Source organism: Rodentibacter heidelbergensis (assembly GCF_002000125.1).
GTDB lineage: Bacteria > Pseudomonadota > Gammaproteobacteria > Enterobacterales > Pasteurellaceae > Rodentibacter > Rodentibacter heidelbergensis.
Window position 1 is genome coordinate 26,112 of record NZ_MLHH01000023.1, and the last position, 16,327, is coordinate 42,438.

Annotated in this window: 17 protein-coding genes; 7 read left to right on the plus strand and 10 right to left on the minus strand. The window is 41.9% G+C overall.

What is annotated here, in order from left to right; all coding sequences use genetic code 11:
* Positions 1-15: 15 nt before the first annotated feature.
* The 5 genes from hemE to BKK48_RS08575 form a co-directional block, all read right to left on the minus strand.
* Positions 16-1,080: a uroporphyrinogen decarboxylase gene (hemE, locus tag BKK48_RS08555; RefSeq protein WP_077427841.1), complete on the minus strand. Its 1,065-nt coding sequence runs from the start codon at positions 1,078-1,080 to the stop codon at positions 16-18.
* On the minus strand, positions 1,081-1,881 hold the full coding sequence (gene nudC / locus BKK48_RS08560) for an NAD(+) diphosphatase (RefSeq protein WP_077427843.1): 801 nt from the start codon (positions 1,879-1,881) through the stop codon (positions 1,081-1,083). It lies immediately after the preceding gene.
* 80 nt (positions 1,882-1,961) lie between these two features.
* Positions 1,962-2,729, minus strand: coding sequence for an amino acid ABC transporter ATP-binding protein (locus BKK48_RS08565; RefSeq protein WP_077427845.1), 768 nt, complete (start codon positions 2,727-2,729; stop codon positions 1,962-1,964).
* A 9-nt stretch (positions 2,730-2,738) separates the two neighbouring features.
* Entirely contained in the window at positions 2,739-3,455 is a 717-nt protein-coding gene (locus tag BKK48_RS08570; protein WP_077427847.1) for an amino acid ABC transporter permease, read from the minus strand.
* Entirely contained in the window at positions 3,439-4,212 is a 774-nt protein-coding gene (locus BKK48_RS08575) for an amino acid ABC transporter substrate-binding protein (protein ID WP_077427849.1), read from the minus strand. Before BKK48_RS08575 ends, BKK48_RS08570 begins: the two co-directional genes overlap by 17 nt.
* Before the next feature lie 261 nt (positions 4,213-4,473).
* Between BKK48_RS08575 and BKK48_RS08580 the strand changes: the two genes are divergently transcribed.
* The 4 genes from BKK48_RS08580 (at position 4,474) to BKK48_RS08595 (ending at position 7,844) form a co-directional block, all read left to right on the plus strand.
* Positions 4,474-5,355 (plus strand): pirin family protein, encoded by an 882-nt coding sequence (locus BKK48_RS08580; RefSeq protein WP_077427851.1) that lies wholly within the window; start codon positions 4,474-4,476, stop codon positions 5,353-5,355.
* Positions 5,356-5,568: 213 nt separating this feature from the next.
* Entirely contained in the window at positions 5,569-6,636 is a 1,068-nt protein-coding gene (gene msrAB, locus BKK48_RS08585; RefSeq protein WP_077427853.1) for a bifunctional peptide-methionine (S)-S-oxide reductase MsrA/peptide-methionine (R)-S-oxide reductase MsrB, read from the plus strand.
* A gap of 58 nt (positions 6,637-6,694) precedes the next feature.
* Positions 6,695-7,336, plus strand: coding sequence for a cytochrome c biogenesis protein CcdA (locus BKK48_RS08590; RefSeq protein WP_077427855.1), 642 nt, complete (start codon positions 6,695-6,697; stop codon positions 7,334-7,336).
* Positions 7,337-7,376: 40 nt separating this feature from the next.
* On the plus strand, positions 7,377-7,844 hold the full coding sequence (locus tag BKK48_RS08595; RefSeq protein ID WP_077427857.1) for a redoxin domain-containing protein: 468 nt from the start codon (positions 7,377-7,379) through the stop codon (positions 7,842-7,844).
* Between the two features lie 269 nt (positions 7,845-8,113).
* Here the strand turns inward: BKK48_RS08595 and cysK are convergent, their stop codons facing one another.
* Together cysK and cysZ are read right to left on the minus strand one after the other, a co-directional pair.
* A complete protein-coding gene (gene cysK / locus BKK48_RS08600; protein ID WP_077427859.1) occupies positions 8,114-9,061 on the minus strand; it encodes a cysteine synthase A in 948 nt (315 codons plus the stop codon).
* 102 nt (positions 9,062-9,163) lie between these two features.
* Positions 9,164-10,012, minus strand: coding sequence for a sulfate transporter CysZ (gene cysZ / locus BKK48_RS08605; protein ID WP_077427861.1), 849 nt, complete (start codon positions 10,010-10,012; stop codon positions 9,164-9,166).
* 139 nt (positions 10,013-10,151) lie between these two features.
* On the opposite strand from cysZ, the gene zipA reads away from it, so the two are divergent.
* Both zipA and ligA read left to right on the plus strand, forming a co-directional pair.
* Positions 10,152-11,102 carry a cell division protein ZipA gene (zipA, locus tag BKK48_RS08610; RefSeq protein ID WP_077427863.1) on the plus strand — a complete coding sequence of 317 codons (951 nt, stop codon included), beginning with the start codon at positions 10,152-10,154 and terminating at the stop codon, positions 11,100-11,102.
* Between the two features lie 102 nt (positions 11,103-11,204).
* A complete protein-coding gene (gene ligA, locus BKK48_RS08615) occupies positions 11,205-13,217 on the plus strand; it encodes an NAD-dependent DNA ligase LigA (RefSeq protein ID WP_077427865.1) in 2,013 nt (670 codons plus the stop codon).
* Positions 13,218-13,412: 195 nt separating this feature from the next.
* On the opposite strand, the gene mltC is transcribed toward ligA, so the two are convergent.
* Genes mltC through mutY form a run of 3 tightly spaced genes read right to left on the minus strand, consistent with a single transcriptional unit; the run spans position 13,413 to position 15,886 of the window.
* Complete coding sequence (gene mltC / locus BKK48_RS08620) at positions 13,413-14,489, minus strand: membrane-bound lytic murein transglycosylase MltC (protein WP_077427867.1); 1,077 nt, start codon at positions 14,487-14,489, stop codon at positions 13,413-13,415.
* A gap of 13 nt (positions 14,490-14,502) precedes the next feature.
* Positions 14,503-14,775 (minus strand): oxidative damage protection protein, encoded by a 273-nt coding sequence (locus tag BKK48_RS08625; RefSeq protein WP_077427869.1) that lies wholly within the window; start codon positions 14,773-14,775, stop codon positions 14,503-14,505.
* Entirely contained in the window at positions 14,753-15,886 is a 1,134-nt protein-coding gene (gene mutY / locus BKK48_RS08630) for an A/G-specific adenine glycosylase (RefSeq protein ID WP_077427871.1), read from the minus strand. Before mutY ends, BKK48_RS08625 begins: the two co-directional genes overlap by 23 nt.
* Positions 15,887-16,075: 189 nt before the next feature.
* Between mutY and rpmE the strand changes: the two genes are divergently transcribed.
* Positions 16,076-16,288 (plus strand): 50S ribosomal protein L31, encoded by a 213-nt coding sequence (rpmE, locus tag BKK48_RS08635; RefSeq protein ID WP_005625828.1) that lies wholly within the window; start codon positions 16,076-16,078, stop codon positions 16,286-16,288.
* Positions 16,289-16,327: the final 39 nt, after the last annotated feature.

Consider the following 16,327-nt stretch of genomic DNA (forward strand, 5'->3'; position numbering starts at 1 on the left):
TTGCATCGCTCTTTCCTATTTATGGTAGGCTTTGGAATAATCATGAACCGCATCCACAAACACTTTTGGAGCACTTTCCGGTACATCTTGATGAATACCATGTCCTAAATTAAAGACATGACCGCTTCCCTCACCAAAATCCGCTAAAATTGACCGCACTTCTTGTTCAATACGGGCAGCCGGTGCATAAAGCACACTTGGGTCCATATTGCCTTGTAACGCCACTTGATGCCCAACCCGGGCTTTGGCTTCGGCAAGGTTCACCGTCCAATCCAAACCAATGGCATCGCAACCGGTGTTCGCAATAGCTTCAAGCCATAGTCCTCCCCCTTTGGTGAAAAGGGTAACCGGGACAACCCGACCTTCATTTTCACGCACTAACCCTTCCACAATTTTGTGCATATATTGCAGTGAAAAATCCACATATTCACGATGCCCCAATACGCCGCCCCAAGTGTCAAATACCATCACAGATTGTGCACCCGCTTTGATTTGGGCATTCAGGTAAAGGGTGACAGCCTTGGCTAATTTATCTAACAGCAAATGTAATGTTTGCGGTTCGGCATACATCATTTTTTTGATTTTACTGAAGGTTTTGCTGCTGCCACCTTCTACCATATAAGTAGCCAATGTCCATGGGCTGCCTGAAAAACCGATAAGCGGCACTTCCCCTTTTAGCTCACGGCGAATGGTACGCACCGCATTCATCACATATTGCAATTCTTGTTCAGGATCAGGAATAGGAAGATTTTCAACCGCACTTTTACTTTCAATCGGTCTGGCAAATTTCGGCCCTTCCCCTGCACCAAAGCTTAACCCTAAGCCCATCGCATCGGGAATGGTTAAAATATCAGAGAATAAAATGGCCGCATCTAACTCATAACGGCGAAGTGGCTGCAAAGTCACTTCACAAGCCAACTCTGCATTGCGACAAAGAGACATAAAATCCCCGGCTTGCGCACGGGTGGCTTTATATTCAGGTAAATAACGCCCGGCTTGGCGCATCATCCATACCGGTGTGCAATCCACCGGTTGGCGTAGTAGGGCTTTTAAGTAACGATCATTTTTGAGTGCTGACATTTAACTTTCCTTTTTTTGATCTGCTGCTTGACAAAGTTCAAGGGTAGCATGAATTAATTTTCGTGCGATAGTACCTGTTGGTGGTAATTCTGGCAAGGGCTGATGATAAGAAAACCATTGTGCATCATGAATTTCCGTTTCCTGTAAAACAATCTCGCCCCCCTCGTAATCGGCTAAAAATCCCACCATTTGTGAATTGGGAAAGGCCCAAGGTTGGCTACCGAAATAACGAATATTTTTGATTTTAATCCCCGTTTCTTCCCATACTTCACGCATAACCGCCTGTTCAAAGGTTTCCCCTGCTTCCACAAAACCGGCAAGGGTGGTGTACATTCCACCATTTGGTTGATAATGACGTTTGTGATTGGCCAGTAAAATCTGCGTGCCACGGCGTACCGCGACAATAATAGAGGGGTGAATAACCGGGTAAGTGCGATAACCACAATGGCAACATTGCATCGCCAGTTCATCTTCCGTTTGGCTATTTCTATGGCCGCACCGACCACAAAATTGGTGGGTTTTCAGAAAATGATTAATTTCTACACCACGGCTTAACAAATAAAATTTTTCTTCGGGCAGAAAAAGTAACGTCCGTAAATTCACATAATCTTTCGTTTCATCATGCTGTTCTTCAAGAAGCCATAAAGGTTCGTTATCCCACTCGCCTATTCTCATTCCCTTCAAGTGATCGAAACCCAGTGATGAAGCCTTGCCATAAGGCAATTTTCCCTGAATTAAATACAATTGGCTCCCCTGTGTGAGGAGCCAATAACCGTCATCTTTCGGCTGAATAGCGTGCATAAAATCTTTTCCTAAAATAACCGCACTTTGCGTATTGAAGATTCATCTTATCATAGAGAAAAAATGAAATGTTGTCCTCTCTAAATATAATAATCTAAATCGATGTTCATTTTCGCTTGTAATAAAAACTGTTTGGTGCGCTCTTTTTGCGGATTGGAAAAAAACCGTGCGGCACAATTTTGCTCGATAATTTGCCCCTCTGCCATCAACACCACTCGATCCGCCACTTCTTTCGCAAAATGTAATTCATGGGTAACAATAATCATCGTCCAGCCTTCTTTTGCCAATAATTTTAAGGTTTGTAACACTTCCCCCACTAATTCGGGATCAAGGGCAGAAGTCGGTTCATCCAATAAAATAAGATCAGGTTGGACCGCAAGCGCACGAGCAATACCCACCCGCTGTTGTTGACCGCCGGAAAGTTGTGAAGGAAAAAGCATCGCTTTGTCTTTCAATCCCACCTTTTCTAACAAAGCCAAGGCTTTTTCATGCGCCTGCGCTTTGGGTTGTTTTTGAACCACCACCATTCCTTCCATCACATTTTCAAGGGCGGTACGATGAGGGAAAAGGTTATATTGCTGAAACACCATGGAAGAACGACAACGTAATTTTAATTCATCGGATTTGCTGATTTTTCGGCTGAAATCAATGTTTAAAGGGTCATCGCTAAAGGTTAAGTTTCCTTGTTCCGGTCGTTCTAATAAATTTAAACAACGTAAAAACGTGGTTTTTCCTGAACCGGAAGGCCCTAAAATAGCCACCACTTCCCCTTTGTTGATTTCGAAATCAATGCCTTTTAATACTTGATTGCCATTAAAATTTTTCTGAATATTGCTCACTTTTAACATAACAATTCCCTATAAATGGCGTGATAGACGCTTTTCTAAACGCATTTGCCCCATAGCAAGAAGGAAACAGAAGATCCAATAGATCAAGGCCGCTTCACTATAAATCAGAATAAATTCATAGTTTTCAGCGGTGATATTTTGCGCCACCCGAAATAACTCGGCGATCCAAACCAATGAGGCAAGGGAGGTGTCTTTTACCGTACTGATAAAAGTATTGGATAAAGATGGAACAGAAATGCGTAAGGCTTGTGGCATGATGGTGCGGATAAAGGCTTGCCAATAATTCATTCCAATGGCATAAGAGGCCTCCCATTGCCCTTTAGGAATGGCTGAAATCGCCGCTCTCACCGTTTCTGCCGCATAGGCCCCGATATTGATAGAAAAAGCAATAATGGCCGTTGGGAAAGGATCAAGCGTGATGCCCACCTCAGGCAAACCATAGAAAATAATAAAAATTTGCACCAACATGGGCGTACCACGAATAATCGAAATATACACCCGACAAAGGCTTTGCAAAATTTTGGTGAGAACATTGGGCTGGGGTAAGGTGCAAATCACCGCCACCATCACCGCAATCACTAATCCCAAGGAAAAAGCGATCACAGCCAGAGGAATTGTATATAAAATGGCAGCTTCCAACATAGGCCAAAACGAGCTGATCACATAATCAGCCCGTTCTGTCGTCATAAATGGAAGGTTTGCCAATAAATTATTGAGTAATGTCATCACCAAACCATTTTATTGAAAGTTGTTTTAATGTGCCTTCTTGGCGAAGTTCCTCAAGGGCTTGATTGACCTTGGCAATTAATGCTTCTTCGCCTTTCAGAAAAGCAAATCCTGTTGGGATTTTTTTATCACTTTCTACGGCAATTTTTAAACCGGAATTCGGTTGTTTTTTGAGATAGTCCAATACTGCTAATTTATCGTTCACCGTCGCATCAACACGCCCTTGTTTTACCGCCTCAAGGTTTTGTGCAAGGCTATCAACGGTCACAATTATTGCCCCTTGTTCGCGGGCATCTTTACTCCAATTGCTGGTAGCAGATTGTGCGGATTTTTTCCCTTTTAGATCCGCAAAGGTTTTAATACTGTCATTATCGGCCCGGGTCACAATCACCCCGGCGGAGTAATTATAAGGCGCAGAATAATCGTATTTTTTTAAACGTTCCGGACTTGGGTTGGTTTGATTGGCAATCACATCAAAGCGTTTTGCATTTAAACCGGCATACATTCCATCCCATGCGGTTTCTTTAAATTCAATTTTCCAGCCTAATTTTTGAGCAATTTTCTCAATAATTTCCACATCAAACCCGGTGAGTTTGCCGTCTTTATCATGGAAAGTGAAAGGGGCATAAGTACCTTCTGTTCCTACTAATAATGTTTTCGTTTTTTCTACACGATCGGCAATTTCACCGGCATTTACCAACGTGGAAAACGCCAATCCTACGGAGAAAAGTGCGGTGGAAAAAAAGGATGTTTTCATAATCAGTTCCTCTTAACTATTGTGTTTGCAAGGCTAGGATTATAAAAGCCCCATTTAACAAAAAACAAGACGATTTATTTATGAGTTAGATGATTTAGTTATAAGAAAATGCTCATCCCCAAATAACCAAACAACCCCCCCTATTATTTCATAATAGTAAAATATCTTTTAACAAAACACCTATTTATTCACTTTCTGCTAAGCGTATAATGCACGCCATCAACAGAACGATAGGTTCTAACACAAATTAAGGAGATAACAATGAAAAAAGTCGCAAATGTTTTCAATGCACCAGAAAAACACTGGGTCGGTAATGGTTTCCATGTGGCATCCATGTTTAGTTATAACGACAAAGATAAAAACCTCGATCCATTTCTTTTAATGGATTACAACCCACCTAAATTTTTCCAAGGTGGCCGTCGTGATAATTCAGAATTTGATTTACGAGGCGTGGAAGAGCATCCACATCGTGGTTTTGAAACCGTTACTATCGCTTATCAAGGCGAAGTCTCTCACCGTGACTCGCACGGTGGCGGCGGTACTATCGGTACCGGAGATGTGCAATGGATGACCGCAGGTTCCGGTGTGATGCACGAAGAAATGCACTCAGAAAAATTTGCCAAAGAAGGCGGATTATTTGAAATGGTTCAACTTTGGGTCAATTTACCGGCAAAAGATAAAATGACCACACCGAAATATCAAGCCATTAAATCAGCGGATATTCCGGTGGTGACACTCCCAAATAATGCGGGTTCCGTACGGGTCATTGCCGGTGAATTATTGGATACAAAAGGTTCAGCTGAAACCTTTAGCCCGATTAATATGTGGGATACCACCATGAATGCGAATGGAACACATACTTTTAGTGTGCCGGAAAGTCATAATGTGGTGATCCTGGTATTAGAAGGGACAATCCAAGTGGGTGGCGATGCCATTGCACGCCGTGGTGAATTAGTCACTTTCGAGCGTGGCGGTCGTGATGTCCTGATCGAAGCAAACAATGAAGCCAAATTGTTAATTTTGACCGGAGAGCCACTCAATGAGCCAATTGTGGGTTATGGTCCGTTTGTGATGAATACCCGTGAGCAAATTATTGAAGCATTCAATGATGTGCATGCCGGCAGATTTGGTCGCTTAGACTAAGCCCTCTAAAAACCACCCGAAAGGGTGGTTTTTTATATTCCAACCGACATTTATTTTCAATCAATCCATTTCCCCCTCTCAAAAATGGATGAAAAAACATCGATTATTTTTAATGTTCGGCTATCCTCTCCCCCCTAAATAAAAAATCTGTAAGAAATGGAAAGAGCGCTCGTCTAAACCATATCATTTGATGATTTAAAGGAGAACCTCACAATGAAATTTTCAAAACTTTTTCTATTAATCGGGGCATTTTGTGCCACAAGCCAATGGATTTGGGCTGTGGAAAAAAACAAACCAACACACAATATGGAGCAAAAAACCATGATGAAATCTCAACAAAATCTGCGTGAAATTTATTTAGCCGGTGGCTGTTTTTGGGGTGTGGAAGCCTATATGGAACGTATTTATGGCGTGAAAGATGCCAGTTCAGGCTATGCCAATGGCAATCGGGATAAAACCAGTTATGCACTGCTTGCTATCACAGATCACGCCGAGGCAGTTAAAGTCACTTATGATGCCAACCAAATTTCACTGGATAAACTGCTGCAATATTATTTTAAAGTAATCGACCCAACCAGTGTAAACAAGCAAGGAAATGATAGAGGCCGTCAATATCGCACTGGGATTTACTATCAAGATAGTGCAGATAAACCTGTCATCGACCAAGCGATTGCTACACTACAAACAAAGTACAAAAATAAAATTCAAATTGAAGTAGAACCCCTTAAAAATTACACGGAAGCGGAAGAATATCACCAAGATTATTTGAAAAAAAATCCCAATGGCTATTGCCATATCGACATCACACAGGCAGACGAACCCATGATTAATGAAAAAGACTACCCTAAACCGAGCGATGAAACCCTCAAAGCCACATTAACACCGTTGCAATATTCCGTCACGCAGAAAAAACACACCGAACGTTCTTTCAGCAATGAATATTGGGATAACTTCCGGCCGGGAATTTATGTGGATGTCACCACCGGTGAACCCTTGTTTTCCTCTAATGATAAATTTGAGTCGGGCTGTGGTTGGCCAAGTTTCACTCACCCTATTGCCAAAGAGGTGGTGCATTATCAAACCGATAATAGCTTTAATATGCAACGCACTGAGGTGCTAAGTCGCAGTGGTCAGGCTCATTTAGGACATGTTTTTGATGACGGCCCAAAAGACAAAGGCGGTTTACGTTATTGTATCAACAGTGCCTCTATCAAATTTATTCCTTTGGAAGAAATGGAAAAAGCCGGATATGGCTATTTAGTGAAAACCATTAAAAAATAACGCAAGTCAGGGGTGTAAATGCCTTACACACCTGACAAAATAGTAGGAAAATCAAATCATGTTAGACCAACAACTGCTTATCGGAACAGTATTTTTAGCGGGAATTGCCTCTTTTCTTTCCCCCTGTATTTTTCCGATCATCCCGATTTATTTTGGTATTCTCAGTAAAGGCGGGAAAAAAGTCCTCAATACCTTTTTATTTATATTAGGGCTTTCCCTTACCTTTGTAAGCCTGGGCTTTAGCTTTGGTTTTCTCGGGAATATTTTATTTAGCGAAACAACCCGTGTCGTTGCCGGGATCATCGTCATTATTCTTGGAATTCATCAACTTGGGATCGTTAAAATCGGCTTACTTGAACGCACGAAATTAGTGGAAATCAAAACCTCGGGAAAATCCACCGCACTTGAAGCCTTCGTGCTCGGGCTAACCTTCAGTCTTGGCTGGACACCTTGCATTGGCCCTATTCTTGCCTCCGTTCTGGCTCTTTCTGGCGAAGAAGGCTCGGCACTTTACGGTGCAGCAATGATGTTAGTTTATGTTTTTGGCTTAGCCACCCCTTTTATGCTTTTCTCGTTGTTTTCCGACAGTTTGCTAAAACGAGCAAAAAGCCTGAACCGCCATTTAGAGAAATTCAAAATTGCCGGGGGAATATTGATTATTGTGATGGGCTTTTTATTAATCACCAATAATCTTGTGTAATGTACAAAATACCCTTTCACCAATAAAAAGGAAAAAACAAATGAAAAAATTACTCTCAATCTTATTCATGACATTCAGCCTTCAAGCTTTCGCCACCAATTTGGCAGATATTCCTCTTAAGGATGTCAACAATCAACCGGTATCCCTTGAGCAATACAAAGGCAAACCGGTGTACATCAAAATGTGGGCATCATGGTGCCCTATCTGTTTAGCCGGCTTGGCAGAAATTGATGAGTTAAGTGCTAATCCACCGCAAAACTTTACCATTATCACGGTGGTTTCACCTTCTCATAAAGGGGAAAAAGCGACCGCAGAATTTATTGAATGGTACAAAGGTTTAGATTACAAAAATATCACCCTATTACTGGATGAAAAAGGGGAAATCATTGAGCGTGCCCGTGTGCGTGGTTATCCTTTTAATGTTTTTTTAGACCCTGAGCTGAAGGTGAAAAAAACCGTACCGGGGCATTTAAATCCAGAGAAAATTCGCCAATTTGCCGAACAATAAGATGAAAGTGTGGCTAAAAAACTCGATGATTTTTCGACATTATGCAGCAGTTGCACAACGTTGTTTTTTGTTATCTTGTAGGGACACACTGCGTGTGTCCGAATTTTAACCTATTGAAATAATTTGATTTTATAACGGACACACGCAGTGTGTCCCTACGTTTTGGTTAAAATTTCTGTTTTGTGCATTTGCTACATAATACCGGTCTTTTCTCCCATAAAAAATGCGGCTATTTTTAGCCGCACTTTAGTTGATAGATAAAACTTCTATTAGGCCTCAATGCCTTCAAATAACGCTGTACTGAGATAGCGTTCTGAAGCGGATGGAAGCACGACAACGATAAGTTTATCTTTAAACTCCGGCAATCTTGCGATGCGATCGGCTGCAGCAACCGCCGCACCGGAAGAAATTCCCGCTAAGATCCCCTCTTCAGCCATTAAACGGCGGGCAGTCGCAATGGCGGTGTCGCTGTCCACTGTTTCTACACGATCGATTAACGATAAATCTAAATTTTTCGGCACAAATCCGGCACCGATGCCTTGAATTTTATGCGGGCCCGGTTTGATTTCTTCACCGGCTAAGGTTTGGGTAATCACCGGGGATTCGCTAGGTTCCACCACCACAGAGGTAATCGCCTTGCCAAAGTCTAATTTAATGGCACGGGAAACCCCTGTAATCGTCCCACCTGTGCCGGCCCCAGCAACCACCACATCTACTTTCCCTTCCGTATCTTTCCAGATTTCAACACCAGTGGTTTCACGGTGAATTTGTGGATTCGCCGGGTTTTCAAATTGTTTTAACATGACATAACGATTTGGATTAGAAGCCACAATTTCTTCCGCTTTGGCAATAGCACCTTTCATGCCTTTTGCCCCTTCGGTAAGCACAAGGTTCACCCCTAAGCCACGCAATAAACGCTTACGTTCTAAACTCATGGTTTCCGGCATGGTAAGTGTGATTTTATACCCACGCGCAGCCGCCACATAGGCAAGTGCAATACCGGTATTACCACTGGTGGCATCAACAATTTCTTTGTCTTTGGTGAGGATCCCGTCTTTTTCTGCTTGCCATACCATATTGGCACCAATGCGGCATTTCACACTAAAACTTGGATTTCGGCCTTCAATTTTTGCCACAATATTACCCTGGCCAAAATGTTTTAAACGTACCAGCGGTGTGTTGCCAATACTGTAAGAATTATCTGCATAGATTGTCATATGCTCTCCTTATGAAGATGATTTACGATGATTGATGAGGCAGTTATAGCATTGACGATAAAATAAAAAAAATAGTTATTTGATCTATTTTATAACTAAACGCTATTTCACAATTTGATGATTGTTTGTGCGAATATCCGTGCTGTTACTGCGTGTTGCCACTTCTCTAGAAGAATGACCGTGTTGATACTTGAAATTCATATCAAAGCGTAAACGATCACGGTAATTTTCTACCCACATCACCGTTGCACCACATACAGCAACGGGAATAATCACTAAATTCACGATAGGTAAAAATGTGCAACAAGTGACTAATCCACCAAAAGTAAGACTTTGTGAACGCTGCTCACCCAAGGCGTTTTTCATCACATTAAAGGAAATTTTGTGATTATCAAAAGGATAGTCACAATATTGAATTGCCATCATCCAAGCGGTGAATAAAAAGGTTAAAACCGGCACGATGGTCTGCCCAACCACGGGGATAAAGCCTAATAAGAATAAACCGACAATTTTAGGCAAGCTATACCACAATTTTTGCCATTCTCGATGTAACATTCGAGGCACATCTTTCATGATATCCAGCCAACTGTCATCATTAATCGGCTCGCCGGTGAGCATTTTTTCCAATTTTTCCGATAATAATCCGTTAAAGGGCGCAGCGATAAAACCGGATAATGTGGTGAAAGTGAAGTAAAATAGCAACAAAATCATCCCTGTGGACAACACAAGCAAAACGACACTCAAAAAACCTAACCAATCAGGAACGAAGCTCATCACCCAGTCGATCATTGTACTAATTTGCGAAATAAATAGCCAAAATAATCCGGAAAGTAAGACCACATTCAAAACAATAGGCATAATCACAAAACGGCGTAGCCCTTTTTGTGTAATAAAATGCCATCCCATCACAAAATAATGAAAACCGGATTTAATTTCTTGTTGATTAATCATGCTTTTTCCTTTTTAACGCTCACATAAGTGCGGTCAGTTTTGACCGTATTTTTGCCACAAAATTCCCCATTAGCCCTGTTTTTTCACCTTTTAAAATATGGTAGCATTGACGCAGTTTTATTGCCGATAGGAAGCAAAAATGGATCTGAATACTATCTTGATTATTTTGGGTGTTGTGGCACTTGTCGCCTTGGTTGCCCACGGATTATGGTCAAATCGCCGTGAGAAATCAAAATATTTTAAAAATGAAACCACATTTAACCGTGCGTTTAACCAAACGCAACAAACACCGTCAGAATACACTCCGGAAGCGACTCCGGTGTCGGTATCCCCTCCCTCTTTTACGAATACACCGCAATCTTTTGATTACACCCCACCGGTGTCGCAGGTGGATTATCGTGAAACTGAGCGTACCGTCGATGATATTAAAATTTCCATTCCAAACAGTGCGCCTGTGCGTGAGCCGGTTCGTATGGAATACAATATGAAACCGACACAACCACAGGCTGTGCCAAATCCTGCGGCAATGACCCTTGAGCAATTGGAAGCACAAAGTGATGAGTTAGAAGGGATTAATTCTTCCTCGCCTGAATTGCGTGAACAGCTTTCACAAATGGCTCGAGGTGAGTTAGAGGAAGTCAAAGCCACCGTTCATTTTAATGAAGTACGTCAAGCTGAGCCTGAAATCCAAAAGCAAACATCGGGCTATATTCAACTCTATGTGATTTCACCGCAACATCGTGAGTTTCATGGCTCTCGCTTAGTTCAATCCCTTGAAAACTTAGGCTTTATTTTTGGTAAGCATAATATGTATCACCGCCATTTTGATTTAAGCGTGGCAAGCCCTGTCTTATTTAGTGTTGCTAACTTACAAGGGGAAGGCAACTTTGATCCCTATAATGCGGATTTCCGTACTATCGGTGTCACCCTATTTATGAAATTACCTTCACCGGGTAATGACTTGGCTAATCTTAAATTGATGATTCGTGCTGCCAAAACCCTTGCGGAAGATTTAGGCGGCGCTGTACTGACAGAAGATGAACAACTCTTCGATGATTACCAAGAACAACATTACCTTTCACGGGTATAATCCCTATTTATTTTCAACCACACTTTAGCTTTTGGCGAACATTGAGTTCGCCTTTCTTATTCCAAGCAGTTAAAAGTGCGGTCGGTTTTTATTGAGAATTTTATGAACACGATCCAAACCCAACTTGAAACCTTACGTCAAACCCTTCGCCAATACGAATACGAATACCATGTGTTAGACAATCCCACCGTGCCGGACAGTGAATATGATCGTCTTTTCCACCAGCTCAAAGCCTTGGAAGTAGCACATCCTGAACTGATTACCGCAGACTCCCCAACTCAACGGGTGGGTGCAAAACCCCTTTCAGGATTTAACCAAATCCGTCATGAAATTCCGATGCTGTCCCTCGATAATGCCTTTTCTGATGAGGAATTTGATGCCTTTGTGAAACGCATTGAAGATCGTTTAACGCTTTCTGCCTCCCCACTGACCTTTTGCTGTGAGCCTAAACTTGATGGGCTAGCCGTGAGTATTTTGTATGTCAATGGTGTATTAACACAAGCCGCAACCCGAGGCGATGGTACAACAGGCGAAGATATTACGGCGAATATTCGTACTATTCGTAATATTCCATTACAGTTATTGACAGAAAACCCACCGGCGCGATTAGAAGTGCGGGGTGAGGTGTTTATGCCACATCAAGGGTTTGAAAATTTGAATAAATATGCCCTTGAACATGGTGAAAAAACCTTTGCCAACCCACGCAATGCGGCAGCCGGGTCGCTACGCCAGCTCGACCCGAAAATTACCAGTAAACGCCCGCTCGTACTCAATGCTTACGGCATCGGGGTTGCAGAAGGTGTGGACTTACCCTCCACCCATTATGAGCGTTTACAATGGCTCAAATCGATCGGTATTCCGGTCAATCCTGAAATCCGTCTTTGTCACGGTAATGACGAAGTGCTGGAATTTTATCGAGCGATGCAAAATAAACGCAGTACGCTGGGTTACGACATTGACGGTACAGTGTTAAAAATTAACGATATCGCTCTGCAAAATGAATTAGGTTTTATTTCTAAAGCACCCCGTTGGGCCATTGCCTATAAATTCCCTGCCCAAGAGGAACTCACCGTATTAAATGATGTGGAATTCCAAGTAGGACGCACCGGTGCGATTACACCGGTGGCAAAACTTGAACCGATATTTGTCGCCGGGGTGACAGTGAGCAATGCCACCCTACACAACGGCGATGAAATCGCCCGTTTGGATATTGCCATTGGCGATACGGTGATTGTTCGCCGTGCCGGCGATGTCATTCCGCAAATTATTGGGGTTTTACGGGAACGCCGTCCTGAAAATGCGAAACCCATTGTTTTCCCGACAAATTGCCCAGTGTGTAATTCGCAAATTATTCGCATTGAAGGTGAAGCAGTAGCACGTTGCAGTGGTGGATTATTCTGTGAAGCACAAAGAAAAGAAGCCTTAAAACACTTTGTTTCACGCAAAGCCATGGATATTGACGGCGTAGGCGGAAAATTAATTGAACAGCTTGTTGATCGTGAATTAATCCACACACCGGCAGATTTATTTAAACTTGATCTGACCACGCTAACCCGTTTAGAACGCATGGGGAAAAAATCAGCAGAAAACGCCTTAGAAAGCCTTGAAAAAGCCAAGCATACTACCCTTGCCCGTTTTATTTTTGCCTTGGGGATCCGTGAAGTGGGTGAAGCCACGGCATTAAATTTAGCCAATTATTTTAAAACGCTCGATGCCTTACAAAGTGCCGATTTTGAACAACTCCAACAAGTACCTGATGTGGGTGAAGTGGTGGCGAACCGCATTTTGGCATTCTGGCGTGAGCCTCATAATGTTGAAGTAGTGAAAGATTTACTTGCCCAAGGAGTATATTGGGAAGAGGTGGAAGTTAAAGAAGTGCAAGACAACCCGTTCAAAGGAAAAACTGTCGTCCTCACCGGCACCCTCAGCCAAATGGGGCGTAATGAAGCGAAAGCCTTATTGCAAGAAATGGGGGCAAAAGTCAGTGGTTCCGTTTCTGCTAAAACCGATTTTGTAATTGCCGGTGAAGCCGCCGGTTCAAAACTGACGAAAGCACAAGAATTGGGGGTGAAGGTACTTTCTGAAGAGGAATTTTTAGTGCAAGTTCATCATTAAATCACAAAGGAAAACACACTAAGCTAAATGTTTCAAATATCACCATAAACCGATAAAGATATTAGTGGTTATTACGATGAAGAGATAACCTCTCTTACTATAATTTAACCCCATATCATTGCGAATATCGTATTTTACCTGTCATAAAAAATGCCCGAAGTTATCTTCTTCGGGCATTTTAATGTCATTTAAACACTATTTCCTTACTCTAAATTTTTTCTGCGCTTGATCAACTTTTAACAAATAATTTCTCGCTTGGGAGGAAGGATGTGCCGTAGTTAAAATACGATAAACCTGTTCCGGATACATTTGGTTGATTTTGTAAATCGCTTCATCTTTATCGTTATCAAACACCCGTAGCACAGCACCCGCTCCACTGTTATAAGCAGAAATCATCGCAAAACGTTTAGAGGTTGGGTTCGTAATGCCGTCTAAATACTGATTTTGCAGAATCCATAGATAGGCCACCCCTGCATCAATATTATTTGCCGGATCATACAAATAACGTGTTGATGGTTGACCGCTTTTTCCTTTCATCGCAAAAATATCACGCCCTGCGGTATGAGGCACTACCTGCATTAATCCAATCGCATTGGCATAACTGATGGCATAAGGGTTAAAGCTAGATTCCGTTTGCATAATGCCTAGAATTAAACTTTCATCAATGCCATAACGCTGTGCCGCTTTTCTAACCAAAGGCAAATATTTTTGTGCACGCACTTCAACGTGGTTTGCAATCATCGGAATGGTGACAAACTGCACCATATTGCCATTTTGCAAACGGCGGGTCTGCAATTTATTTTGAATTAAATAAGTCGCAAAATTGCCTGCAATAAACTGATTTGAAATTTGCTGACCATTATTATCGACCACCTGTCCTAAAAGAAAAGGACGTGTACTAATAGGCACATCGCCCGAGGCAAATAAATCAATCCCTTTTGCATCAGACCCCATTAACAATGTATGCACAATCGCATTATGTAAACGGTTAAGATCTTGTTGTGTTTCAATGATAATATTCCCTTCATCAAAACTCACATGACTACGGGTATAAAAAGAATCCGTATATTTCACATAATCTTTACGGCTCGCCACAAGCAATTCATTCACCCCCCAAATACGATCAATATTATGGGAAAATTGCCCGGTGAGAATATCTAAACCCTGTGTATCTTTTGCAAAAACCTCATCATAATTGATACTACGACGGTTAGGCGAATCACTACACGCATAGAGAAGTGGCAACAATGCCAATAACAAATACTTTTTCATTATTTAATGCCGATTATTGGGATGGGGGAACATAGCCTTCAATATGAACATCTTTTCCTTCAAAGAGGAAACTGACCATTTCTTGTTCAAGTAATTGACGATGTTCCAAATTCATCATATTCAGTTTTTTCTCATTCACTAACATCGTTTGTTTTTTTATCCATTCAGCCCAAGCCTGCTTGCTGATTGAATCAAAAATGCGCTTCCCTAATTCTCCCGGATAAAGCTGGAAATCAAGGCCTTCGGCATCTTTTTTGAGATACTCACAAAACACTGTTCTCGCCATAATAATTCCTTGCAAATTGTGTTAATAAATTTTTTACAGGCTGTGCCAGCCCGATCTGTTCAGAATTTTGCGGATCATACCAATATTTGACCGCACTTGATAGACTTGGTTGATATTCTTTTGGTTTTTCCATCACTTTTCGCCAATCTCGATTTACCCGCTCGACCTGATTATTTCCCAGTTCCGCATAAATCGGATAAATATCCAAATGAAAATGGCTGAAAGTATGACGAAAACTCGGCCATGCCTGATAATGGGAAATGCCCTCATTGGCTAAATAAGCCAATAACGCCTCTTTTGATTCAAATTGTGGAAAACAAAATAAACCGCCCCATAAACCGGAATTTTCCCGTTGTTCCAACCATACTTTGCCATTTTTAGTCAAAATCAAAAAATAGGTTTCTTTTTCCGGTAGCGGTTTTTTCGTTTTTTTACCGGGGAATTGCGCCCAACTGTCGTTTTTATAAGCCGAACAATCTTTCATCAAAGGACAAAACTCACACTTTGGTTTAGAACCTGTGCAAATCATCGCACCAATATCCATCATTCCTTGATTAAAATCCGCCACCCGCTCCACTGGTGTGACTTCTTCTGTTAAATGCCATAAACGGCTTTCCACCTTATTTTCACCTGGCCACCCTTCTACGGCAAAATAACGTGCCAACACACGTTTCACATTACCATCTAAAATGGGATAAGGTTGGTTTAACACGGAAGATAAAATCGCCCCGGCGGTAGAACGCCCCACGCCCGGTAATGCCCAAACCTGTTCAAAATCCGTAGGAAAATCACCGTTAAATTCATCCCGAATTTTTTGTGCGGCCTTATGTAAATTGCGTGCCCTTGCGTAATAGCCCAACCCTGTCCACAAATGCAACACCTCATCTTGCGAGGCATTAGCAAGTGCGGTCAAATTTGGAAAAGTTTCAACAAACCGCTCAAAATAAGGGATCACCGTTGCCACTTGGGTTTGTTGAAGCATCACCTCTGAAAGCCAAACCTTATAAAGGGTTTTATTTTGCTGCCAAGGTAAATGCTTACGCCCCAATTTGTCGTACCATTGCAATACAGATTGGGCAAAAGGCGCATAGGGGGAAGATTTCGCTAACATAACTTCGTTCAAATTCATTCTAAAGTGCGGTTAAAAATAGCGATAATTTTACACCAAAACAGGGCTTGTTTATCTCTATTTTTTCAGTATAATCTGCACCCTATTTGGTGCCAATTATGGCGTATTATTCACTCACGCGGTGTAAGGAGAAAGTTCTTATAGCGGCGTGGCTTCATTTTGAGGTTTTCTATGAAACAAGGTATTCATCCAGAATATAAAGAGATCACAGCAACTTGCTCTTGTGGTAATGTCATCAAAACCCGTTCAACATTAGGCAAAGACATCAACCTTGATGTGTGCGGTAACTGCCACCCATTCTACACAGGTAAACAACGTGTTGTAGATACCGGTGGTCGTGTTGAACGCTTCAACAGCCGTTTCAAAATTCCAAGCACAAAATAATTTAAATGTGTTTATAACCCCACCGATTGGTGGGGTTTT

What these genes read in the sequence shown, in the direction of transcription:
- hemE (WP_077427841.1), bottom strand. Translation starts at nt 1,080, where the DNA reads ATGTCAGCACTCAAAAATGATCGTTACTTAAAAGCCCTACTACGCCAA.
- nudC (WP_077427843.1), bottom strand. Translation starts at nt 1,881, where the DNA reads ATGCACGCTATTCAGCCGAAAGATGACGGTTATTGGCTCCTCACACAG.
- BKK48_RS08565 (WP_077427845.1), bottom strand. Translation starts at nt 2,729, where the DNA reads ATGTTAAAAGTGAGCAATATTCAGAAAAATTTTAATGGCAATCAAGTA.
- BKK48_RS08570 (WP_077427847.1), bottom strand. Translation starts at nt 3,455, where the DNA reads ATGACATTACTCAATAATTTATTGGCAAACCTTCCATTTATGACGACA.
- BKK48_RS08575 (WP_077427849.1), bottom strand. Translation starts at nt 4,212, where the DNA reads ATGAAAACATCCTTTTTTTCCACCGCACTTTTCTCCGTAGGATTGGCG.
- BKK48_RS08580 (WP_077427851.1), top strand. Translation starts at nt 4,474, where the DNA reads ATGAAAAAAGTCGCAAATGTTTTCAATGCACCAGAAAAACACTGGGTC.
- msrAB (WP_077427853.1), top strand. Translation starts at nt 5,569, where the DNA reads ATGAAATTTTCAAAACTTTTTCTATTAATCGGGGCATTTTGTGCCACA.
- BKK48_RS08590 (WP_077427855.1), top strand. Translation starts at nt 6,695, where the DNA reads ATGTTAGACCAACAACTGCTTATCGGAACAGTATTTTTAGCGGGAATT.
- BKK48_RS08595 (WP_077427857.1), top strand. Translation starts at nt 7,377, where the DNA reads ATGAAAAAATTACTCTCAATCTTATTCATGACATTCAGCCTTCAAGCT.
- cysK (WP_077427859.1), bottom strand. Translation starts at nt 9,061, where the DNA reads ATGACAATCTATGCAGATAATTCTTACAGTATTGGCAACACACCGCTG.
- cysZ (WP_077427861.1), bottom strand. Translation starts at nt 10,012, where the DNA reads ATGATTAATCAACAAGAAATTAAATCCGGTTTTCATTATTTTGTGATG.
- zipA (WP_077427863.1), top strand. Translation starts at nt 10,152, where the DNA reads ATGGATCTGAATACTATCTTGATTATTTTGGGTGTTGTGGCACTTGTC.
- ligA (WP_077427865.1), top strand. Translation starts at nt 11,205, where the DNA reads ATGAACACGATCCAAACCCAACTTGAAACCTTACGTCAAACCCTTCGC.
- mltC (WP_077427867.1), bottom strand. Translation starts at nt 14,489, where the DNA reads ATGAAAAAGTATTTGTTATTGGCATTGTTGCCACTTCTCTATGCGTGT.
- BKK48_RS08625 (WP_077427869.1), bottom strand. Translation starts at nt 14,775, where the DNA reads ATGGCGAGAACAGTGTTTTGTGAGTATCTCAAAAAAGATGCCGAAGGC.
- mutY (WP_077427871.1), bottom strand. Translation starts at nt 15,886, where the DNA reads ATGTTAGCGAAATCTTCCCCCTATGCGCCTTTTGCCCAATCTGTATTG.
- rpmE (WP_005625828.1), top strand. Translation starts at nt 16,076, where the DNA reads ATGAAACAAGGTATTCATCCAGAATATAAAGAGATCACAGCAACTTGC.